Genomic DNA, 19,345 nt, shown 5'->3' on the forward strand with positions numbered 1-19,345 from the left:
ATACCCCCTAAGGCCTGCCGCGGAGACAGCGCGCTCCCTCCCCCGCTTGCGGGGGAGGGTTGGGGAGAGGGTATCTCCGCAGTCGAGAATCCCCCAGAGGAGAGAGCCCTCACCCGCGCCTTCGGCGCGACCTCTCCCGCAAGCGGGAGAGGTAAGAGGACCGCGTGGCTGGATCGATGTCACCATCATCATCGCATCCTCAGTAACCGCGCTTACGATCGACACGCCCCGGCAATTCTTCACCGCGGCGGTGGCGCGCGATCACGTCCAGCACGAAATCGACCGCCGTGTCCGGCGTGGTCATGCTGGCATTGTGCGGCGTGACCAGGATGCGCGGGTGGCTCCAGAAAGGGTGACCCGCAGGCAGCGGCTCCGGCTCGGCGACATCGAGGACGGCACCCGACAACGCGCCGCTGTCGAGCGCCGCGAGAAAGTCGGCTTCGACCAGATGCGGGCCTCGCCCGACGTTGACGAGCGACGCGCCGCGCGGCAGGCGCGCGAACAGATCCGCATTCAGGATGCCGCGGGTCTGATCGGTCAGAGGCAACAGGCAGACGAGAATATCGGTCTGCGCAAGGAAATCCGGCAACGTCTCCATGCCCGCGCAACAGGCGACGCCCTCGATCTCGCGCGGCGAGCGATTCCAGCCGAGAAGTGGAAAATCGAAAGCTCTGAGCCGTTCGAGCACGGCCTGGCCGAGTTGGCCGAGGCCCATCACGCCGACGCGCCGACGTTTGGCCGGCGTGATCCGGATCTCGCGCCAGACCTGTTCCTTCTGCTGGGCAATGAAGGGCAGGAGGTCGCGATGCAGCGCGAGCACCGCCATGGTGACGTATTCGACCATCGTCTCGGCAATGCCCGGCTCCAGCATGCGCACCAACGGAATGTGCGGCGGAACTTTTGACGCGTCGAACTGGTCGACGCCCGCACCGACCGAGAAGACGAGCTCGAGATTTGGGAAAGTCGTCGCGATGTCGTCCGGCGGCACCCACGCCACGAGATAGCGGACGTCAGCGGGATCGCCGATGTCGGGCCAGAGCCGGAACGGCACATCGGGCGCGCGCTCGGCGAAGAAGCCCGCCCACTCCTCGCCGCGAACCATGTTGGCCTTGTAGAGAAGCGTCATGCCGCAAAACCCTCAGAACGGGCTGACCGGCGCGAGCCGGCGGCCATCAATCAGGCGCTTGTGGCTGTAGGCCGCGGGATCGACCAGCGGCGTCGCGCCCGTCACGATGTCGGCGGCGAGCTTGCCGGCCGCAGGACCGATGCCAAAGCCGTGGCCGGAGAAGCCGGTAGCGAGGAAGAAGCCGGGCATGGCGTCGACCGGCGAGATGACCGGGATGGTATCCGGCGTGCAGTCGATCGTGCCGCCCCAGGCTTCCGCGATCTCGATGTCCTTCAATTCAGGATTCGACTTGATCAGCGAAGCCAGCGCGGCATTGACCAGCGACATGTCAGGCGCGGGATCGCGCACGCGCTCGGTCTCGAACGGCGACGGCTTGTCCAAGCTCCAACTGGTGCCCCGCGTGAGCTGGTCGAAGAAGGATTTGCCGAATGACAGTTTCAACCCGTTCTTGCGATGCAGATAGGTCGGCCAGAAGGTTCGCGCGTAGCGGAACAGATCGGGCGACAGTTCGACCGTGCCGCGGTTGCGCAGCGCCAGCGTAAAGCCGCCGTCGAGGCGGCGGCGGATGCAATAGAAATCGGTGCCGAGCGCACCGGAGGTAATCTCCGGCCCGGGCGTGGTCCGGCACGCGGTCGCATTGACAAGGCCGATCGGCAGCTCGATGCCGTGGCGGCGGCAGAATAGCGACGACCAGGCGCCGCCGGACAGCAACACCGATTGCGTGCGAATGGTGCCCTTCTCGGTGACGACGGCGCTCACCCGTCCGCCCTGCGTTTCAAGTCCACGCGCGGCGCAGCCCTGATGAATGGTGACGCCATGTTTTCGCGCGGCGGTGGCAAGCGCAGGCACGGCCATCGAGGGCTCGGCGCGCCCGTCGCTCGGCGTGTGCAGGCCGCCAACCCATTTTTCGGCGTTGCCGGGCAGACGCTCGGCGACCTCCGCCGGCGTCAGGACCGTGGAGTGGACCTGCATCTCGCGCGCCGTTGCCGCCCATCGCTCCCAGCTGGCGAGCTCGTCCTTGCTCTTGGTCAGGAACAGCACGCCGGTGCGGCGGAAACCGGCATCGACACCGGCATCGTTCTGCATGTCTTCCCACAGCCGCAGCGCCTCGCGGGCCAGCGGGATCTCCTCACGCGCACGGCCCTGCTGGCGGCACCAGCCCCAATTGCGGCTCGACTGCTCGCTGCCGACATGGCCCTTCTCGACCAGGGCGACGGAGAGACCCTTCTTCGCGAGATGATAGGCCGCGGAGACGCCGATGACGCCGCCGCCAATGACGACGACGTCCACCTGCGCCGGCAGGCGTTCATCGCTGTTTATACGGGTGAGCGGCGGGGACATGGGGCACTCCAGATATTCAGTTCGATCGGAGCAAGCTTGCTCATCGCTAGTTTGCAGATCATGGGATGTTCATTCGCGGATCGAGCGCGTCGCGCAGGCCGTCGCCGAGAAAGTTGAAGCTCGTCACCGCCAGCGTGATGGCGAGGCCCGGCGCAATCGCAAGCCAGGGCGCGCTGGTAAGATAGATCTGCGCGTTGTTGAGCATGTTGCCGAGGCTCGCGGCCGGCGGCTGGATGCCATAACCGAGATAGCTGAGATAGGATTCCAGCAGGATCGACTTGGCGACGTTCAGCGTCGCCGCCACCACGATGGGCGCGATCGCATTGGGCACCAGTTCGCGGAACATGATCCGCAGGTTCGACGAGCCGAACGCGAGTGCAGCTACCGCAAACTCGCGTTCCCGCAGCGAGCGCACCTGGGCCTCGACGACGCGGGCCACCCACATCCAGGCAGTTGCCGCGATCAGCACGGTGGTGGTGACGAAGCCGGGCTCGATGAGCGCCGCGAGCGCAAGCAGCAGGAAGATGGTCGGAAAGCAGAGCATGGCATCGACCAGCCGCATCAGCACCGCGCCGACCACGCCGCCAAAGAAGCCGGCGAAAGCGCCGACGGCGATGCCCACCGCCATCGCCATCACCATCGCGACGAAGCCGATCGACAGCGAGACGCGCGCACCCATCATCAGCCGCGCCAGCACGTCGCGACCGAGCTCGTCGGTGCCGAGGATGTGCGCGCCGGAGAACGGCGGCGCGAACCGCTTCATGATATCGATATAGGTGTCATCGAACGGCAGCAGATAGGGACCAAAGGCCGAGCCGAGGACGAGCACCAGAATGATCACGGCGCCCGCGAGCGCGAGCCGGTGCCGGCGGAAGCGCCGCCAGGCGGCATGGCCCGGCGCGAGCTGAACGGTCGAGAGGGCTGCGCTCGTCATCGCCTAGCCCACCCGTATCCTGGGATCGACGACGGCATAGAGGATGTCGGCGAGCAGCGACCCGATCAGCACCATGATTGCCGAGAACATCAAAATGCCCATCACCACGGGGTAGTCGCGATAGCCGATGGAATCGAGAAACAGGCGCCCCATGCCGGGCCAGGTGAACACAGTTTCGGCCACCAGCGCGCCGCCGAGCAGCGTCGGGAACTGAAGGCCGGCAACGGTGATCATCGGCAGCAGGGCGTTGCGCAGCGCGTGCACGGTGAGAATGCGCCATTCCGGCATGCCCTTGGCGCGCGCGGTGCGAATGTAGTCCTGGTTGATGACCTCGAGCATCGAGGAACGCATGAAGCGGCCCCACATCGCGGTCTCGACCAGCGCCAGCACCAGGGCCGGCGCGATCAGATGATGCAGAAGGTCGAGGAAGGAGCCGTCGCCGACGGTCTCGCGGTTGCCGGCCGGCAGCCAGCCGAGCTTCACGGAGAAGATGTAAATCGTGACGAGTCCGAACCAGAAGGTCGGGATCGACAGCGCGATCATGGCGCCGACGGTCGCGAGCGAATCGAACAGCGAATAGCGGCGCAGCGCGCCGAGCACACCGATCCAGCAGCCGAGCAGGACCGCGATGATGGTCGCCGTCACCATCAGCTCCAGCGTGGCGCCGAGATGCGACGAGATCACCGACAGCACCGCCTCGCCGTCGCGATACGAGTGGCCCCAATCCCCCCTCAGCATCCGGCCGAACCAGTCGAGATACTGGATCGGCAGCGAACGATCGAGGCCAAGCTGCTTGGTGACGCGATCGAGATCCTCCTGCGTCATCTGCGCGGAGGCCGCGAATTGCGAGAGCGGACCGCCGGGCGCCAGATGCAGAATGGCGAAGCCGATCGCGGACACGATCACCAGCAACATGATCGCCTGCGCCAGGCGATTGGTGACGTAACGGGCCATCTCAGGCGATCTCGCGCACCTGAACCATCAGGCCCAATACCATTCGCGGATGTTCCAGCAGTTGATCGACATGTTGACGTTGGGACGGAAACCCTGGAGGCCTTCCTTCACGCCTTCGGCGATGAAGCCCTGGAATAGCGGCAGGATCGCGAGGTCGTCCCGGATCAGCTTTTGCAGATTGCCATAGGTCGTCTTGCGCTGCGCCAGATCGAATTGCTTGGCGCCTTCGGCGAGCAAGCGATCGGCCTCCGGGTTGCGATACTGATAGGTGTTGTAGCCGCGGCCACCCTTGGCTGGAATGGCGCCGGAGCCGAAGCGGGGCGTCACGTCGGGGTCGCTGCCGAGCATGAAATTCACCCCCACGATCACCGAATTGAATTTCGATTGCTGCCAGAAGTCGCCCCAGATCACCGCGGCCGGCATGTTGTTCACGCGCATCGCGGCACCGATCGCGCGCCAGTCCTGGATCAGCAATTGCTGGGTCTGCTCGCGCACCGCATTGCCCGACGTCGTTGAATTGGTGAATTCGAGCTTGACGCCGCCCTTCTCGCGCACCCCGCCAGAGCCACGCACCCAGCCGGCCGCATCGAGCAGCGTGTTGGCCTTGGCCGGATCGTATTTGTGCTGCGGCAGCCCCTGCTGGAATGACCAGGCCTGCTGCGGCACGAAGCTTTCAGTCTGCGTCGGCAAGCCGTAGTTCAGCGCGTCGATGATCGCTTGCTTATTAATCGCGAGATAAAGCGCCTCGCGCACGGTGCGGTCCGCCAACGCGCCGAACTCCAGATTGGGAGCGATGTGCTCCACCGACGACGTCGAGGAGACGAAGATCTTGCGCCCCTTCAGCGTCTTCGCCTCCAGCACGAAGTTCGGCAAAATGCCTTGCAGGCCGGTGTAGTCGACCTGCCCGGTGCGGAACTGGGTGTAGAGCACGGTCAGGTCGGGAATATACTTGAACACCACGCGCTCAACGTAAGGTCCCTTGCCGTGATAGCCGGTATGGGCATTCAGCTGAATGTGGTCGCCGGGCACGCGCTCGCCCCAGCGGAACGGTCCGGTGCCGACGGGCGCATTGTGGAACGGCGAGGCGTTCGGATCTGTCACCTTCTCCAGGATGTGCTTGGGCACGATGAAGGTCAGCGATCCCAGGATCGACATGTAGGGCGAATAGGGAGCTTCCATGCGCCAGTGAACCTCGTCGGGCGCGACGACCTTGATGTCCTTCACGAGACTATGGCCGACGCGGCTGCGCGCGCGGAAATCGGGATTGTTGATCAGCTCGAGCGAGAACTTCACGTCCTCGGCCGTGAACGCCGTGCCGTCGTGCCATTTCACGTCGCTGCGGAGCTTGATCTTCCAGGTCAGGCCGTCGGCCGACAGGCCGCCATTCTCGATGGTCGGGACTTCGCGGGCGAGGTCGGGAACGAACTTGCCGTCGGGATCGATGAACCAGAGCGGCGAGAACACCTGCCACCAGATGCCCTGATCGACTTCGATGCCCGGCATCAGGGGATGAAAGACCGTCGGCTCCTGCGACAGCGCCGCGATCACCTGCCCGCGCGGCTTGTCCGGCGGATTGGTCGGGCGTTCGGTCTGCGCAAACGCGTGGCCCGAAAGCGTCCATCCCGCCGCGGCGCCCGCGCCGAGCTGAAAGATCTGACGGCGGTTCGGATTGCCGAGATGCAGTGCCCCAACGCCGAACTTCCCGGTGTCGTCCGCCATGACCACTCTCCGTTTTCGCACGCGGCACCGTCTCCCGCGCCCCCGAGATCCCCGGCAAAGGGACAGGAGTGGGCTTTAGTGCTTCTAAATTTTTCTATCAAAAGTTCATCACGACTAAATACAGCTGTCAATCGGATTGCTAGGATGCGCGACCTTTTCACTCCGACTGAAGCTCCAGACCGCCATTGTCCGGGGCTGAGATGATGTATGGGAGAGCGACATGGATGGTCGCGGCGAGATCAACGATCCGAAGGATGCACCGGCGATCGAGGCCGACGATGCGGTCGACCAGCGCCTCGGCGAGACCGTGCGGCTGCTGCGCCAGCGTGCGGGCCTGTCGATCCAGGACGTCGCCAACAAGACCGGCCTCTCCAACGGCATGATCAGCCAGCTCGAACGCGCGCGTGCCATGCCGTCGATCCGCACGTTGCGCCTGCTCAGCATCGCGCTCGACGTTCCGATCTCCTATTTCTTCGAGACAACCGATCCCGCCGACGTGCAGCGCTACATCGTGCGCAAGAACAGCCGGCGCCTGCTGCGGCTCACCGCCAGCGGCGTCGTCAAGGAAGCGTTGACGCCGGCAGACAAAGGCCAGCTCGAACTCTACGAGCTCACCCTCAATCCCGGCGCCTCGTCCGGCACCGACTTCCTGCAGCACACCGGCGAGAAGGCGGGCTATATCCTCTCGGGCAGCCTGCGGCTGTGGCTCGACAACCAGGCCCATCTGCTCGAGGCCGGCGACAGCTTTCGCTTTCCGAGCATCGTGCCGCACATGTTCGACAACCCGACCCAGCAGACGGCACGCGTGATCTGGGTGACGACGCTGCGCCAGACCGATTCGCCGGCAGGTTGAAGCGCCGGCCTACCCGGTACCACCGCAAATTGCCCCTCGACGCCGCCGCGCGGAATCTGTAGCTCACATCTGTAGCTCAGGTGGAGCCGGTCATTGACAGGGCGGACACGAGGGTCTGCGACTGACGCGTTGGTGTGAGACCATGAAACTCAGGGGGCTTCTGACACTCGCGATGGCCGCGCAGGTCATCGTGACCGCGGCGGCTCTCCTCGTCTCCTATGCCGCGATCGGCACCAGGTTCGGCATTGCCCAGATCGTCGCGCTGCTCGCAAGCGGCGCCATTGCGGCCCTGCTGGCTCGTCTGTGCACGCGCGCGATCGAAACGGCGCAGGACAAACGCGCCGCCGCGCAACTGACCGAGCAGGCGCGGGCCAGCGCACAGCTGACGCAAGCCGTCATCAAGACCGCGCTCGATGCCTTCGTCCAGACCGACCAGAACGGCATCGTGCTGGAATGGAGCATTCAGGCCGAGGCCCTGACCGGATGGACGCGCAAGGAGGCGCTCGGCACCGACGTCGTCAACCTCCTCATCGCCGAGCCGCTGCGCGACGGCTTCAGGCAACGCATGATGCGGCTGCTGCCGGAATTGTCGGATACGCCGATCGGCATCCGGTTCGAAGCGACCCTGCTGCACCGAAACGGCGATGACATCCTGATCGAGGCGTCCAGCACGGCGCTCCACCTCGGGGGACGCACCCTCATCAACAATTTCGTCAAGGACGTCACGCGGAAGCGCGCCGCCGAGGAGCAGCTGATCCAGGCCCAGAAGATGGAGGCTGTCGGCCAGCTCACCGGCGGCATCGCGCACGAATTCAACAACATGCTCACCGTGATCACGGGCACGATCGAGATCCTCGCCGACGCAGTGAAGGACAATCCGCCGCTCGCCACCATCACCAAGCTGATCAGCGACGCCGCCGACCGCGGCGCCGCGCTGACGTCGAGCCTGTTGTCCTTTGCCCGCAAGCAGGCGCTCAAGCCGGCCGAGAGCGACATCAACGAACTGCTCGAAGAGCTCGCAAAGCTGCTGCTGGCAACCTTCGACAAGAAGATCGAGATCGTGACCCGGCTCGACGGCAACGTCTGGCTCGCCCTGGTCGATCGCGGCCAATTGAGCTCGGCGCTTCTCAACCTCGCAATCAACGCCCGCGACGCGATGCTGGATGGCGGCAGACTGACGTTGACGACGCGCAACGTCGTGTTCGGCGTCCGCGAGGCGGTGGCGGTCGGGGCCGGCTATGCCGGCGACTATGTCGAGATCGAGATCGCCGACACCGGCACCGGCATTCCGCCGGCCATTCTGGAGCGAATCTTCGATCCCTTCTTCTCGACCAAGGACGTCGGCAAGGGCACGGGGCTCGGGCTCAGCATGGTGTTCGGATTCATCAAGCAGTCCGGCGGCGGCATCAAGGTCGCTTCCGAGGAAGGACGCGGCACGACTTTCACGATCTACCTGCCGAAGGCGGAGGCGAGCACGCTTCGCCCCACCGGCTATGACGAGCGCAAGGTCGTGGGTGGGACGGAAACCATTCTTTGTGTCGAGGACGACCGCGACGTCCGCCAGTACGTCACGGTCCAGCTCGAAAGCCTCGGCTACAAGGTCATCCCGGCCGCCAATGCGGCCGAGGCGCTCGCCATCGCCGCCGAAGGAACGCCCTTCGACCTGCTTTTCACCGACATCGTGATGGCCGGCAGCTTGAATGGACGAGAGCTCGCCGACGAGATGGTGGCTGCGCGCCCCTCGCTGCGGGTGCTATTCACGTCGGGCTACGCCTACGACGCCCCGCATGCGCAGGGGCGCGCCACCAAGGGCGCGCCGCTTCTGACAAAGCCCTACCGCAAGGCCGAGCTCGCGCGCATGCTGCGCCGCTCTCTCGACACCGCCGTCGACGACGCGGGCGATCCGATCCCGACGCCCTATTCCGTGCAGGCCGATCTCGAAGGCTTTCTGCGCAGGCAGGCCGCTGAACGCGACAGGCGGTAGGGCGCGTCTTGCGCATGGACAGCGCATGGCTGCTGCGCAACACTCCGTCTCGGTTACAATCCCATTGGAGGCGAGCCATGACTGCACTCGAAAAGGGCATCACCGCGAACGGTACGGGCTATGGCGGCAAGACCTGGAACATCCTCGGCCAGGTCTACTTCCCGAAGGCCGTCACCGAGTCCACTTTCGCGTTCGAGACCAACAGCGATCCCGGCCAGTTCGTGCCGGTGCACATCCATCCGACCCAGGACGAATTCATCCTGGTGCAGGAAGGCACGCTCGACCTCAAGCTCGACGGCAAATGGGTCAAGGCCCATGCCGGCGATCTCGTGCGCCTGCCGCGCGGCATCCCGCACGGCTATTTCAACAAATCCGACAAACCGGCCCGCGCGTTGTTCTGGGTCTCGCCGATGCAGAAGCTGGAGGCGCTTTTCAATCAGCTCCATGACCTGACCGACCCGGCCGAGGTCGTGCGCATCTCGGCGCTGCACGAGGTCGACTTCCTGCCGCCCGAAGCCAACGACTAGGCTACGATCCCCCGACCGACGAATCGTTGGGGGAACCGGCCATGACTGCACGACGTCAACTCCTCGCCATCATCGCGGCGCTTGGACTGCTCCTTACGACGTTCGTTCCGAGCCAGGCGCAAACGCTCACGGCCAGGCAAGCGGAAGCGGTTGCGACCTACGAGCGTGCGCTCGGCGATTTCAAGGCAATCCTGGCCGAGCGGCGGCGCCAGATCGAGGCGAAGCAGCCGCTGCCGAACCTGCCGGGCCAAGCGCTGTATCTGGCACGCGTCGCCGTGATCAGTGCTTACAAGGATCTCACCGACGCCATGCCGTCCCGGATCGGCAGGCCCAACAAATTCGAAATTCCTCCAGCCTATTTCGACGCCGATATCGAACCGTTGATCGACGAATACTCAATACTGTTCGACATCATGGAAGCGCCGCCGGCGGGCGCGCAGAACTCGGCGACGCCGTTCAAGGACGTGGTCGATCTCGCGGTCGCGATCGCACGCGCGAAGGGGCTGGCGCCTGACCACGCCGAGGCCGCGGGCCGGATCAGCCTCGGGCTGTTCTTCGCCGAAACCAACGGCAAGCAGAACGTCCGCAACGGACGCTCGAACACCTATATGGGTAGCTTCCAGACCGGCCCGTCCGAGGACCGCAACGGCCGCAGGAAATGGGAAGCCATCAAGGGCGAGATCGCGGCGGCCGATCCCGGGTTGAGTGCGCGCGACGACAAGGAGGAGGCGCGGGCCAGCGGTACCGATCATCGCTTCAATCACTGGACCAACGTACGCGATGGCCTGATGAACGCGCATGCGGATGTTTTCCGGGAGATCCCAGGAATCGTGAAGACGCTGCCCGACCGGATCGAGCAGATGAAGCTGTTCGAGCTGATCCAGATCATTCCTACGCCGACACGGTCGGCGCTCAAGTCCGGCGATCTCCTGAACTACAGGGTGTCCAGTCCGACGATCATGAAGCACCTGCGCAACAACAGCATCTTCGCATTCGGACAGGCCGACCGGGCGCGCACCTCGGCAAGCTTCCGCGAGATCCTTGGCGCAATGTGGCTGTTCAAGCGGAAATTCGAGAAGGCGATGGCGAAGTATGCGGAGATCAAGCCGCGCTGAGGATTACACCCCTACTGGATGCGCACTAGTCCTCCGGCTTGTAGCCGTCCGTCAGCATCTTCAGGAAGGTGATGATGTCGGCTTCGTCCGTTGCACCTGATAGCGTGCCATCGCAACCATCGCCTCCGCGATCACGAGCCGCTGACTATCAGCGCAACCGCCCTGAAGGCGCGCATTTTGGCGGAGGGCTGTCAAAGCCGCTTGGTGAAATGATAGCGACGAATGCCACCACCCACGGTCTTGTTGCTGGCGGCATCGGCAATCTCTTCGCGCTCGCTTCGGTATCCAGAGTTTCGATACAGCGCCAGCGCGTCCTGCTGAAGCTCCGACGTACTGAGTTGCAGTTGCTGCCGATTTCGCCGACGGCATTCATCCTCCGCGAACGCCAGCATCTTTCGCGCAATTCCCTGGCGGCGCAGGCCGGGAGCGACGTACATGCGCCGCAGCTCCATCGCATGCTCGCCTGAGGCCTCCAGACCGAACATGCCGACGATCTCGTCGTCGGCAACGGCGACCCAGAAACCGCCGTTCCGGCTTGCATAGTAATCCGCGAGCCGATCGATCTCTTCGGCGAGAGAGTGGACGATATAGCGTTCAAACGCCTCCGCCATATGCGCTGGTGCCAATAGACGATTCACCCGGACGAACAGCTCGCGCACGGCAGCAGCATCAGGCGGTGCAAAGGCGCGAATCTCAATCTCTCTTGTCATGGAGGCGCTGCCGCCGCTACTCTGTCCTTATCGGCGTGTCCTTCAGGCCATTGCTGTCATACGCCTTGCGCAAGGTGCCGTTCGTCACCGCCTCGTTCATGAACTTGGCGGCGAAGGTCAGCGCTTGGGGATGGCCGAGCGGGACGGCGACCGCGGTGACGGTCTTCTTGAAGGTCTCGTCGAGCACTCGCGTGCCCGGAATCTTCTGCGCCATCTTGTTGAGCTGGTCGCGCGACAGCGCGAAGGCGTCGATCTCGCCGCTCTTCAGGAGGCCGAAGATTTCGTCATAGGTCTGGTAGCCCGTGACCTTCGCATTCTTCAGATGGGCAACCGCGCCGCGCATGGTGGTGGTGGCGTTGACGGCCGCGACCTTGATGCCCACCTGGTCGAGCGTGGCGAAATTGGTGACGTTCGAGCCTGATTTGACGATGTAGGTGGCATCCGCGACCTCGTAGATCGGACCGAACGTCATCCTGCTCTCGCGCTCGGGATCCTTGGGGAGCCAGGTGACGTCCCAAGCACCTTTTTCAAGAGTGCCTTTCGATGCGGCATCGGTGATCTGGCCGGAATTCTGGTGCACGACATATTCGACGGGCACGCCGAGCTGGGCGGCCATCTCCTTGCCGAGATCGACCGGAACGCCGGCATAGCCGGCTTCGGTTTTGGTGGACCAGAACGCGCCGCCCGCCGGGCTGATCGCGATCGCGACCCGCAGCCTGCCGGTCGGCGCGATCTCGTCCTTCAGGCCATCGGCTAGCGCGGGCATGGCAACCGCCGCGGCGAGAACGAGGCCGGCAAGGACGGATTTAAGCACCGACTGGAGAGGCGTGGGCATGTCATGATCTCCCGACCTTTTCTTCTTTTATTCTTCTCTTTTTTGTCCCGACCGCTTCGCGCGCCGTCGCTCAGCCTGTGACATAATTCTGGTCGATCGTGCGCGCGATGAAAAGCGGTTTGTGACGGCAAAGCTGCCAAAGGCCACAGCGCAGTCTGCAGTGCAAGGCCGACGACTGCCATGGCTATGGTGTTCCACGTCCGGGCATTTGTTGATAGCCTCCCGCCCCGACAGACAGCAACCGGGGGCCACCGAATGACCTGCGCGAATCCCGCATCTCCCGCACGAAGCAACGGAGCGTGGAGACATGTCGGGCGGGCACTGGCCGCCGCGGTGGCCGTGGCCGCACTCACCGGCTGCGAGGACAAGAACAGTTTCGTCGCCCCGCCCCCGCCCAAGGTGGACGTGGCTACGCCCGTACAGCGCCCGGTGACGCGGTATGTCGAGGCCACCGGCAACACCGCGCCGGTCAAGAATGTCGATCTCGTCGCGCGCGTGCAGGGATTCCTGCAATCGATCGACTACCAGGACGGCGCGTTCGTCAAGCAGGGCACCCAGCTTTTCACGATCGAGCCCGAAACCTACAAGCTCAAGCTCGACCAGGCGCAGGCGGCCGAGGCCGGCGCGCAGGCCTCGCTCCGGCAGGCGGAAGCCGACTTCAAGCGGCAGAGCGATCTCGTGCAGCGGCAAGCGGTCTCGCAAGCGACTTTGGACAGCTCGACTTCGAACCGCGACAACGCACAGGCCAACCTCCAGCAGGCCCAGGCCAACACCCGCCTCGCCGAAGTCAACTACGGCTACACCAAGGTGAGCGCACCATTCGACGGCGTCGTCAGCGCGCATATGGTCTCGATCGGCGAGCTCGTCGGGGTCTCCTCCCCGACTCAACTCGCCTCCATCGTCGCGATGGACCCGATCTATGTGAATTTCACCGTCAACGAGCAGGACGTGCTGCGCATCCGTGCCGAGGCCTCCCGCCGGGGGCTCACCGCCGCCGACATGAAGCAATTTCCGATTCAAGTCGGCCTGCAGACCGAGGCCGGCTATCCGCACGAGGGCAAGCTCGACTATGTCGCCCCGACCCTCACCCAGTCGACCGGCACGCTCGCGGTACGCGGTCTCGTCCCGAACGACAAGCGGGTGCTGCTGCCCGGCTATTTCGTCCGCGTCCGCGTGCCCTTCACCCAGGAGAAGAACGCCCTCCTCGTTCCCGACACCGCGCTCGGCAGCGACCAGGGTGGCCGCTATCTCCTCGTCGTCAACGGCGACAACGTTGTCGAGCAGCGCAAGGTGCAGATCGGTCCCGTCGACAACGGCCTGCGCGTCATCGAAAGCGGCTTGAAGCCGGAGGACCGCTTGGTGACCGCAGGACTGCTGCGGGTGATTCCGGGCCAGAAGATCGATCCGCAGGTGACGAAGATCGAGCAGCCGCAGGCGTCTGCCAAGTAAGTAGGAGCGCCTGCCATGATCTCAAAATTCTTCATCGAGCGGCCGGTCCTCTCGAACGTCATCGCGCTGTTGATGATCCTGATCGGCGGCGTCGCGCTGTTCAACCTCGCGATCGCGCAATATCCCGACGTAGTGCCGCCGACGGTGCAGGTCACGACCCGCTATCCCGGCGCCAGCGCCAAGACCGTGATCGACACCGTGGCACTGCCGATCGAGCAGCAGGTCAACGGCGTCGAGGACATGCTCTATATGCAGTCCTACAGCGGCTCCGACGGCACCTATACGTTGACCGTGACGTTCAAGATCGGCACCGACCTCAACTTCGCGCAGGTGCTGGTGCAGAACCGGGTCTCCAGCGCGCTGTCGCAACTGCCCCAGTCCGTGCAGAACCAGGGCGTCACTGTCCAGAAGAAATCGACCTCGATCCTGCTATTCGTGACGCTGACCTCGCCCGACAAGACGTTCGACAGCCTTTATTTGAGCAACTACGCCACCATCAACCTCCGCGACGAACTCTCGCGCCTGCCCGGCGTCGGCAACGTCACCGTGTTCGGCGCCGGTCAGTATTCGATGCGGGTGTGGCTAGATCCGAACAAGCTGCAGGTCCGTGGCCTGGTGCCGCAGGACGTCATCCAGGCGATCCAGCAGCAGAGCCAGCAGGTCTCGGCCGGCCAAGTCGGCGCGCCGCCGACGCCGCCGGGCCAGGCGTTTCAGTACACCCTCAACGTCAACGGCCGGCTCGACGACACCACCGAGTTCGAGAACATCATCGTCAAATCGGGCACCAGCGGCGACGTCACGCGGGTGCGCGACGTCGGCTGGGTTGAGCTCGGCGCGCAGACCTACAGCCAGATCTTCTCGCTAAACAAGCAGCCGGCCACCGGCATCGGCGTGTTCCAGTCGCCCGGCGCCAATGCACTCCAGGTCGAGCAGGCCGTCGAGAAGAAGATGGCGGAGCTTGCGAAGGCGTTCCCGCAAGGCATGAAGTACGATACGCCGTTCGACACCACAAAGTTCGTGCAGGCCTCGGTGCACGAGGTCTACATGACGCTAATCGAGGCCGGCCTGCTGGTGCTGGTCGTGATCCTGGTGTTCCTGCAGGACTGGCGCGCGATGCTGGTGCCGGCCACCACGGTGCCGGTGACCATCATCGGCGCCTTCGCCGCCATGGCGGCGCTCGGCTTCACCATCAACATGTCGACGCTGTTCGCGATCGTCCTCGCGATCGGCATCGTCGTCGACGACGCCATCGTCGTGGTGGAAGGCGCGGCCCACAACATCGAGCAGGGCATGAACGGCCACGACGCCGCGATCAAAGCAATGGACCAGTTGTTCGCGCCGATCGTCGGCATCACGCTGGTGTTGATCTCGGTGTTTTTGCCGGCGTCGTTCCTCGCCGGGCTCACCGGCCGCATCTATTCGCAATTCGCGCTGGTGATCGCCGCGACCGCGCTTCTGTCCGCCATCAACGCGGCGACGCTGAAGCCGACGCAATGTGCGCTCTGGCTACGGCCGACAGTGCCGCCGGAGCAGCGCAACTTCTTTTATCGCGGCTTCAACGCGGTCTACAACCGCGTCGAGCGCGGCTACATCCGTCTGATCGGCGTGCTGTGCAGGAACAGCACGATCTCGGTCGCGATCGCACTGGTGCTGATCGTGATCGGCGGCTACGGGTTGTCGCGGGTGCCGACCGGCTTCCTGCCGATCGAGGACCAGGGCTATCTGATCGCCGCCGTGCAACTGCCCGACGGCGCAGCGCTGGAGCGGACCCAGAAGGTGCTCGACAGAGCGAGCGAGCTCATCAAGGATACGCCTGGAGTCCAGCAGGTCATCACCATCGCCGGCATCTCCGCGCTCGACAACAGCGCCAGCCTTGCCAACGCCGGCGTCGCCTACATCATCCTGAAGGACTGGGACGCGCGCAAAGGACCGGGCGAGGATCTGCGCTCGCTGGTCTACGGGCTGAACGACAAGCTCGCGGTCATCATGGAGGCGCGCACGCTGGTGCTGCCGCCGCCGCCGATCCAGGGCATCGGCAACGCGGCCGGCTTCTCGATGCAGGTCGAGCTGCGCGACGGCAACAGCGATTTCGCCAAGCTCCAGGCCATCACGGGCGCGATGGTCAGCAATGGCCAGAGCCAGAGCGCGCTGCAGCGCGTCCAGTCCTCGTTCCGCTCTTCGGTGCCGCAATTCAACGTCGAAATCGACCGCATCAAGACCCAGACGCTGCATGTCACGACGGACCAGGTGTTCGCGGCGCTGTCGACCTATCTCGGCTCGTCCTATGTCAACCAGTTCAACAAGTTCGGCCGCGTGTTCCAGGTCTACACGCAAGCCGATCCGGCCTTCCGCGTCACCGAGCGCGACATCGCCAACATGATGGTGCGCAACTCGAACGGCGACATGATCCCGATCGGCACGGTCGCCACGATCACGCCGGCCACCGGTCCGTCGCTGATCAGCCTCTACAATCTCTATCCGTCCTCAACCGTCATCGGCCTCCCCGCGCAGGGCTACTCCTCCGGCCAGTCGCTGAAGCTGATGGAGGAGATCGCGGACAAGACGCTGCCGCCGGGCACCGGCTACGAATGGACCGCGATGTCCTATCAGGAGAAGGCCGTCTCCAACCAGATCTACTGGGTGTTCGGGCTCGCCATGCTGCTGGTCTATCTCGTGCTCGCCGGCCAGTACGAGAGCTGGTACGCGCCGATCTCGGTGATCCTGGCGGTGCCGCTGTCGTTGCTCGGCCCCATGCTGATCCTCAATGCCCTGAAGATCGACAACAACCTCTATTGCCAGATCGGCCTGATCCTGCTGATCGCGCTGTCGGCCAAGAACGCCATCCTGATCGTCGAGGTCGGGCTCGAGCTGCACGGCCGCGATGGCAAGCCGGTGCTGGAATCCGCGATCGAAGCTGCGCGCGCCCGCTTCCGCCCGATCTTGATGACGTCGTTCGCCTTCATCCTCGGGGTGGTGCCGCTGGTGATCGCGACCGGCGCCGGCGCCAGCGCGCGGAAGTCGATCGGCATCACGGTGTTCTCGGGCATGCTGGCCTCGACCTGCCTTGCGGTGCTGTTCGTGCCGGCGTTCTTCGTGGTGGTGCAGCGCTTCGAGAACTGGCGTGCGTCGAAGAAGATTCCGAAGGCGGTGGCAGTGGCCGAGGTGAAGTCCTAGGCTTGCTCCGCAGCCACCTGCCGCGCCTCGCCGCTTGAGACCAGGAGCACCGAGACTTTTGCCTGCCTGAGCACGGCGTCGGCGACGCCACCGAAGGAGAGGTGATCGGCCTGGATGCGATCGACGCCCATCACCACGAGATCGACGTCAGTGGTCTCGATCTCGCGCAGGATCGCCGCTTCCGGCGCCCGGTTCGCGCGCAAGGTCGTGGTGATGTCGACCTCGTAGCGGGCGGCAAGATCGCTGGCGTCCTTCAGGATGCCGGCCTCGTGACTCAGACCCCGAGAGGCCCCGCGTTGCGCGCCCTTGTCGCGCGTCGTCGCGACATAGATCACCCGGAGCGAGCCTGATCCCGCCTGCGCCAGCGCGACCGCGACCTCCGCGCCGCGCTTGGAGACGCTGCTGCCGGAGACCGGAACGAGGATGTTGAGCGCCTCGGGCATCGGCTGCTTCAGGTGCTTGCCCTTGGCCGCCACGATCGCGAGCGGTCCTTCGAACTTCGCTGCGATGTCCTCGATCTTCCGATCGAAGCGATCCTTGGCGGCAGCAACCTTGTCGATGCCGATGACCAGGAGGTCGAAGCCCTTGCGCGCTTCGTCGGCGATGGCCTCGCCGAGCTCCGCACGCTTTGCCCGGGTGACGACATCGACGCTGCCGGCATCGCCATCGCCATAGGCCGAGACGGTCTCGGCGGCCTTCTTCACCACGGCTTCGGGGCTCTCCTCCTCGTTGCGTCCCTTCTCCTGATCCTTGGCGCGCTTGCCGATGTGCAGCACCGTGATCGGCAGACCGCGCATGCCGGCGATCAGGCCGGCGATGTGGGCGGCGAAGGTGGCATTGACGCTCTCGTCCACTGCCAGCAAGGAACGTTCGAGATTGGCGACGAAGCCGCGCTTCTCGAACTCTTCGCGCTCCAGGCGCTCTTGCTCCTCCTCGTTCATCGGCAGCTTCGCCAGCGCCGCACGCAGCATCGGCGGCATCGCCATCGTGGTCACGATCGCCATGGTCACGATCATCGTGAACAGGTTCTGGCTGAGCACGCCGATCGAAAGACCGATGGTGGCGATGATCACCTCTGTCGAGCCGCGCGCGTTCATCCCGCTTGCGAGCGCCAGCGACTCCCGTGTGTTCAGCCCGCCCACGGTTCCGCCGACGAAGGCGCCGCCGAACTTGCCGACACTGGCGATCACGACCAGCAGGCCGGTGAGCATCAGCAGATGGGGATCGCGCAGCACCGTGAGGTCGGCGCTCAAGCCGGCCAGACCGAAGAACACCGGCATGAAGAAGCTGGATATCAACCCGCGCAGGCGCTCGTCGATCTGCCGCGTCAGGATCGGGGACTCGCCGACCAGAATGCCGGCGACAAAGGCGCCGAGCACGGTGTGAACGCCGATCAGATGCGTGATCAGCGCCATGGCGCACATCATCAGCAGGATCACCGTGATGACCGGCGCGGTGCTGACGAGATTGTCGTTGGCCCAGCGGATGAGCTGGAACGCGAGGCGGCGGCCGATGGTGAAGCTGATGGCGAGGAAGGCGAGCGTGCCGAGCACGGCTTTCGCCACCGAGGCGATATCCAACGCCCCCTGCGAGGCCAGGCTGAAGATGACCGCGATGATGATCCAGCCGATGGTGTCATCGATGACGGCGGTGGCGACGATGATCTGGCCGACATTGCGGCGCATGAAGTTCATCTCGCGGACGACCACTGCGACGATCTTCACCGAGGAGATCGACAGCGCCGTGCCCATGAACAGCGACGCAACCAGGCGGGCTTGCGGATTCGGCAACAGCGTGTCCGGCAGGAACTCGCCGAGCGCGAAGCCGCAGGCGAAGGGCACGAGGATGCCGGCGATCGAGATCGCGATCGCGGCCTTGCCGACCTTCCTGACCAGCTTGAGGTCGGTTTCCATGCCGGTCAGCAGCAGCAGCAGCAGGATGCCGAACTGCGCGATGCCGTCGATCATCGCATTCTGCTCGGGCGTCTTGGGGAAGATCGCGTGCTGCGCGTCGGGCCAGACCCAACCGAACAGCGAGGGACCGAGCAGGATGCCGGCGAGCAATTCGCCGATCACCGAGGGCTGGCCGAGGCGCTGCATGATCTCGCCGAGGCCGCGGCCGACCGCGATCAACAGCACGATCTGCGCCACCAGCAGGAATTCGGACGGACCGGCCGATTTGCCGCCCTCGGCACTGGCCGCAACTGTGGTGAGGACAAGCGCCGCGGGGACAAGGCCGACCGGTCGGAGCAGGCTCCACTGCATGCAGGAATTTTCCCCCTTCATCTGCCCCGGCGAGGTGCCGGGATGACGGGGATAGAACCCGCGGCAGGCAACCGGAGTTCCTTGAGTTCGCGGCCGGGTAAGGGGACAACACCAAAAAACGCGAAAACAACCCCATGCACAGTAGGGATGAGGTTGAAAAGACTGAAGAAAAATTTTGTCTCTGCGAAACTCAAATTTCGTCTTTGCCGAAATTGCTTGCGCCGTCGGGCAAAACACTGGCATGATGGCATCATGAGTGGTCTGCGCAGGGTGCCTCCTCATCCCCCGGGGGGTTGGGGGGGGCGCCGGCCGACGCCCCCGCGCGCCCCGGCGCGGGGAGTGGTTTGTGGGGGGGGGGGG

14 protein-coding genes are annotated in these 19,345 nt (G+C 64.6%); 6 read left to right on the forward strand and 8 right to left on the reverse strand.

Annotation, left to right across the window (positions count from 1 at the left end; all coding sequences use genetic code 11):
* Positions 1-199: 199 nt before the first annotated feature.
* From AC0L30_RS17435 to AC0L30_RS17455, 5 genes are read right to left on the reverse strand one after another with little or no spacing between them, the layout of a single operon-like run.
* The gene (locus AC0L30_RS17435; protein WP_473404812.1) at positions 200-1,126 is read right to left on the reverse strand and encodes a 2-hydroxyacid dehydrogenase; all 927 of its coding nucleotides are present in this window, start codon (positions 1,124-1,126) and stop codon (positions 200-202) included.
* Between the two features lie 12 nt (positions 1,127-1,138).
* Positions 1,139-2,467, reverse strand: coding sequence for an NAD(P)/FAD-dependent oxidoreductase (locus tag AC0L30_RS17440; RefSeq protein ID WP_354168188.1), 1,329 nt, complete (start codon positions 2,465-2,467; stop codon positions 1,139-1,141).
* A 58-nt stretch (positions 2,468-2,525) separates the two neighbouring features.
* Complete coding sequence (locus tag AC0L30_RS17445) at positions 2,526-3,401, reverse strand: ABC transporter permease (protein ID WP_473404813.1); 876 nt, start codon at positions 3,399-3,401, stop codon at positions 2,526-2,528.
* A 3-nt stretch (positions 3,402-3,404) separates the two neighbouring features.
* On the reverse strand, positions 3,405-4,355 hold the full coding sequence (locus AC0L30_RS17450) for an ABC transporter permease (RefSeq protein WP_473404814.1): 951 nt from the start codon (positions 4,353-4,355) through the stop codon (positions 3,405-3,407).
* Between the two features lie 27 nt (positions 4,356-4,382).
* A complete protein-coding gene (locus AC0L30_RS17455) occupies positions 4,383-6,074 on the reverse strand; it encodes a peptide ABC transporter substrate-binding protein (protein ID WP_473404815.1) in 1,692 nt (563 codons plus the stop codon).
* Between the two features lie 220 nt (positions 6,075-6,294).
* On the opposite strand from AC0L30_RS17455, the gene AC0L30_RS17460 reads away from it, so the two are divergent.
* The 4 genes from AC0L30_RS17460 (at position 6,295) to AC0L30_RS17475 (ending at position 10,553) form a co-directional block, all read left to right on the forward strand.
* On the forward strand, positions 6,295-6,927 hold the full coding sequence (locus AC0L30_RS17460; protein WP_007595614.1) for a cupin domain-containing protein: 633 nt from the start codon (positions 6,295-6,297) through the stop codon (positions 6,925-6,927).
* 142 nt (positions 6,928-7,069) lie between these two features.
* Positions 7,070-8,911 carry an ATP-binding protein gene (locus tag AC0L30_RS17465; protein WP_473404816.1) on the forward strand — a complete coding sequence of 614 codons (1,842 nt, stop codon included), beginning with the start codon at positions 7,070-7,072 and terminating at the stop codon, positions 8,909-8,911.
* A 77-nt stretch (positions 8,912-8,988) separates the two neighbouring features.
* Complete coding sequence (locus AC0L30_RS17470; protein ID WP_007595617.1) at positions 8,989-9,438, forward strand: cupin domain-containing protein; 450 nt, start codon at positions 8,989-8,991, stop codon at positions 9,436-9,438.
* Positions 9,439-9,479: 41 nt separating this feature from the next.
* A complete protein-coding gene (locus tag AC0L30_RS17475; RefSeq protein WP_473404817.1) occupies positions 9,480-10,553 on the forward strand; it encodes a hypothetical protein in 1,074 nt (357 codons plus the stop codon).
* Between the two features lie 191 nt (positions 10,554-10,744).
* On the opposite strand, the gene AC0L30_RS17480 is transcribed toward AC0L30_RS17475, so the two are convergent.
* Together AC0L30_RS17480 and AC0L30_RS17485 are read right to left on the reverse strand one after the other, a co-directional pair.
* Positions 10,745-11,212 (reverse strand): GNAT family N-acetyltransferase, encoded by a 468-nt coding sequence (locus tag AC0L30_RS17480; RefSeq protein ID WP_473404818.1) that lies wholly within the window; start codon positions 11,210-11,212, stop codon positions 10,745-10,747.
* A gap of 67 nt (positions 11,213-11,279) precedes the next feature.
* Positions 11,280-12,098: an ABC transporter substrate-binding protein gene (locus AC0L30_RS17485; RefSeq protein WP_219684269.1), complete on the reverse strand. Its 819-nt coding sequence runs from the start codon at positions 12,096-12,098 to the stop codon at positions 11,280-11,282.
* A 255-nt stretch (positions 12,099-12,353) separates the two neighbouring features.
* Here AC0L30_RS17485 and AC0L30_RS17490 point away from each other — a divergent pair, with 255 nt between their 5' ends.
* Both AC0L30_RS17490 and AC0L30_RS17495 read left to right on the forward strand, forming a co-directional pair.
* Complete coding sequence (locus AC0L30_RS17490) at positions 12,354-13,547, forward strand: efflux RND transporter periplasmic adaptor subunit (RefSeq protein ID WP_473254554.1); 1,194 nt, start codon at positions 12,354-12,356, stop codon at positions 13,545-13,547.
* Positions 13,548-13,562: 15 nt separating this feature from the next.
* A complete protein-coding gene (locus AC0L30_RS17495; protein ID WP_473366362.1) occupies positions 13,563-16,721 on the forward strand; it encodes an efflux RND transporter permease subunit in 3,159 nt (1,052 codons plus the stop codon).
* Here the strand turns inward: AC0L30_RS17495 and AC0L30_RS17500 are convergent.
* On the reverse strand, positions 16,718-18,985 hold the full coding sequence (locus tag AC0L30_RS17500) for a cation:proton antiporter domain-containing protein (protein WP_473404819.1): 2,268 nt from the start codon (positions 18,983-18,985) through the stop codon (positions 16,718-16,720). The two genes, AC0L30_RS17495 and AC0L30_RS17500, sit on opposite strands and share 4 nt — an antisense overlap.
* Positions 18,986-19,345: the final 360 nt, after the last annotated feature.

Source organism: Bradyrhizobium sp. MI1.11, from assembly GCF_055811255.1.

Coding starts and splice junctions, on each gene's coding strand:
- AC0L30_RS17435 (WP_473404812.1), bottom strand. CDS start 1,126: ATGACGCTTCTCTACAAGGCCAACATGGTTCGCGGCGAGGAGTGGGCG.
- AC0L30_RS17440 (WP_354168188.1), bottom strand. CDS start 2,467: ATGTCCCCGCCGCTCACCCGTATAAACAGCGATGAACGCCTGCCGGCG.
- AC0L30_RS17445 (WP_473404813.1), bottom strand. CDS start 3,401: ATGACGAGCGCAGCCCTCTCGACCGTTCAGCTCGCGCCGGGCCATGCC.
- AC0L30_RS17450 (WP_473404814.1), bottom strand. CDS start 4,355: ATGGCCCGTTACGTCACCAATCGCCTGGCGCAGGCGATCATGTTGCTG.
- AC0L30_RS17455 (WP_473404815.1), bottom strand. CDS start 6,074: ATGGCGGACGACACCGGGAAGTTCGGCGTTGGGGCACTGCATCTCGGC.
- AC0L30_RS17460 (WP_007595614.1), top strand. CDS start 6,295: ATGGATGGTCGCGGCGAGATCAACGATCCGAAGGATGCACCGGCGATC.
- AC0L30_RS17465 (WP_473404816.1), top strand. CDS start 7,070: ATGAAACTCAGGGGGCTTCTGACACTCGCGATGGCCGCGCAGGTCATC.
- AC0L30_RS17470 (WP_007595617.1), top strand. CDS start 8,989: ATGACTGCACTCGAAAAGGGCATCACCGCGAACGGTACGGGCTATGGC.
- AC0L30_RS17475 (WP_473404817.1), top strand. CDS start 9,480: ATGACTGCACGACGTCAACTCCTCGCCATCATCGCGGCGCTTGGACTG.
- AC0L30_RS17485 (WP_219684269.1), bottom strand. CDS start 12,098: ATGCCCACGCCTCTCCAGTCGGTGCTTAAATCCGTCCTTGCCGGCCTC.
- AC0L30_RS17490 (WP_473254554.1), top strand. CDS start 12,354: ATGACCTGCGCGAATCCCGCATCTCCCGCACGAAGCAACGGAGCGTGG.
- AC0L30_RS17495 (WP_473366362.1), top strand. CDS start 13,563: ATGATCTCAAAATTCTTCATCGAGCGGCCGGTCCTCTCGAACGTCATC.
- AC0L30_RS17500 (WP_473404819.1), bottom strand. CDS start 18,985: ATGCAGTGGAGCCTGCTCCGACCGGTCGGCCTTGTCCCCGCGGCGCTT.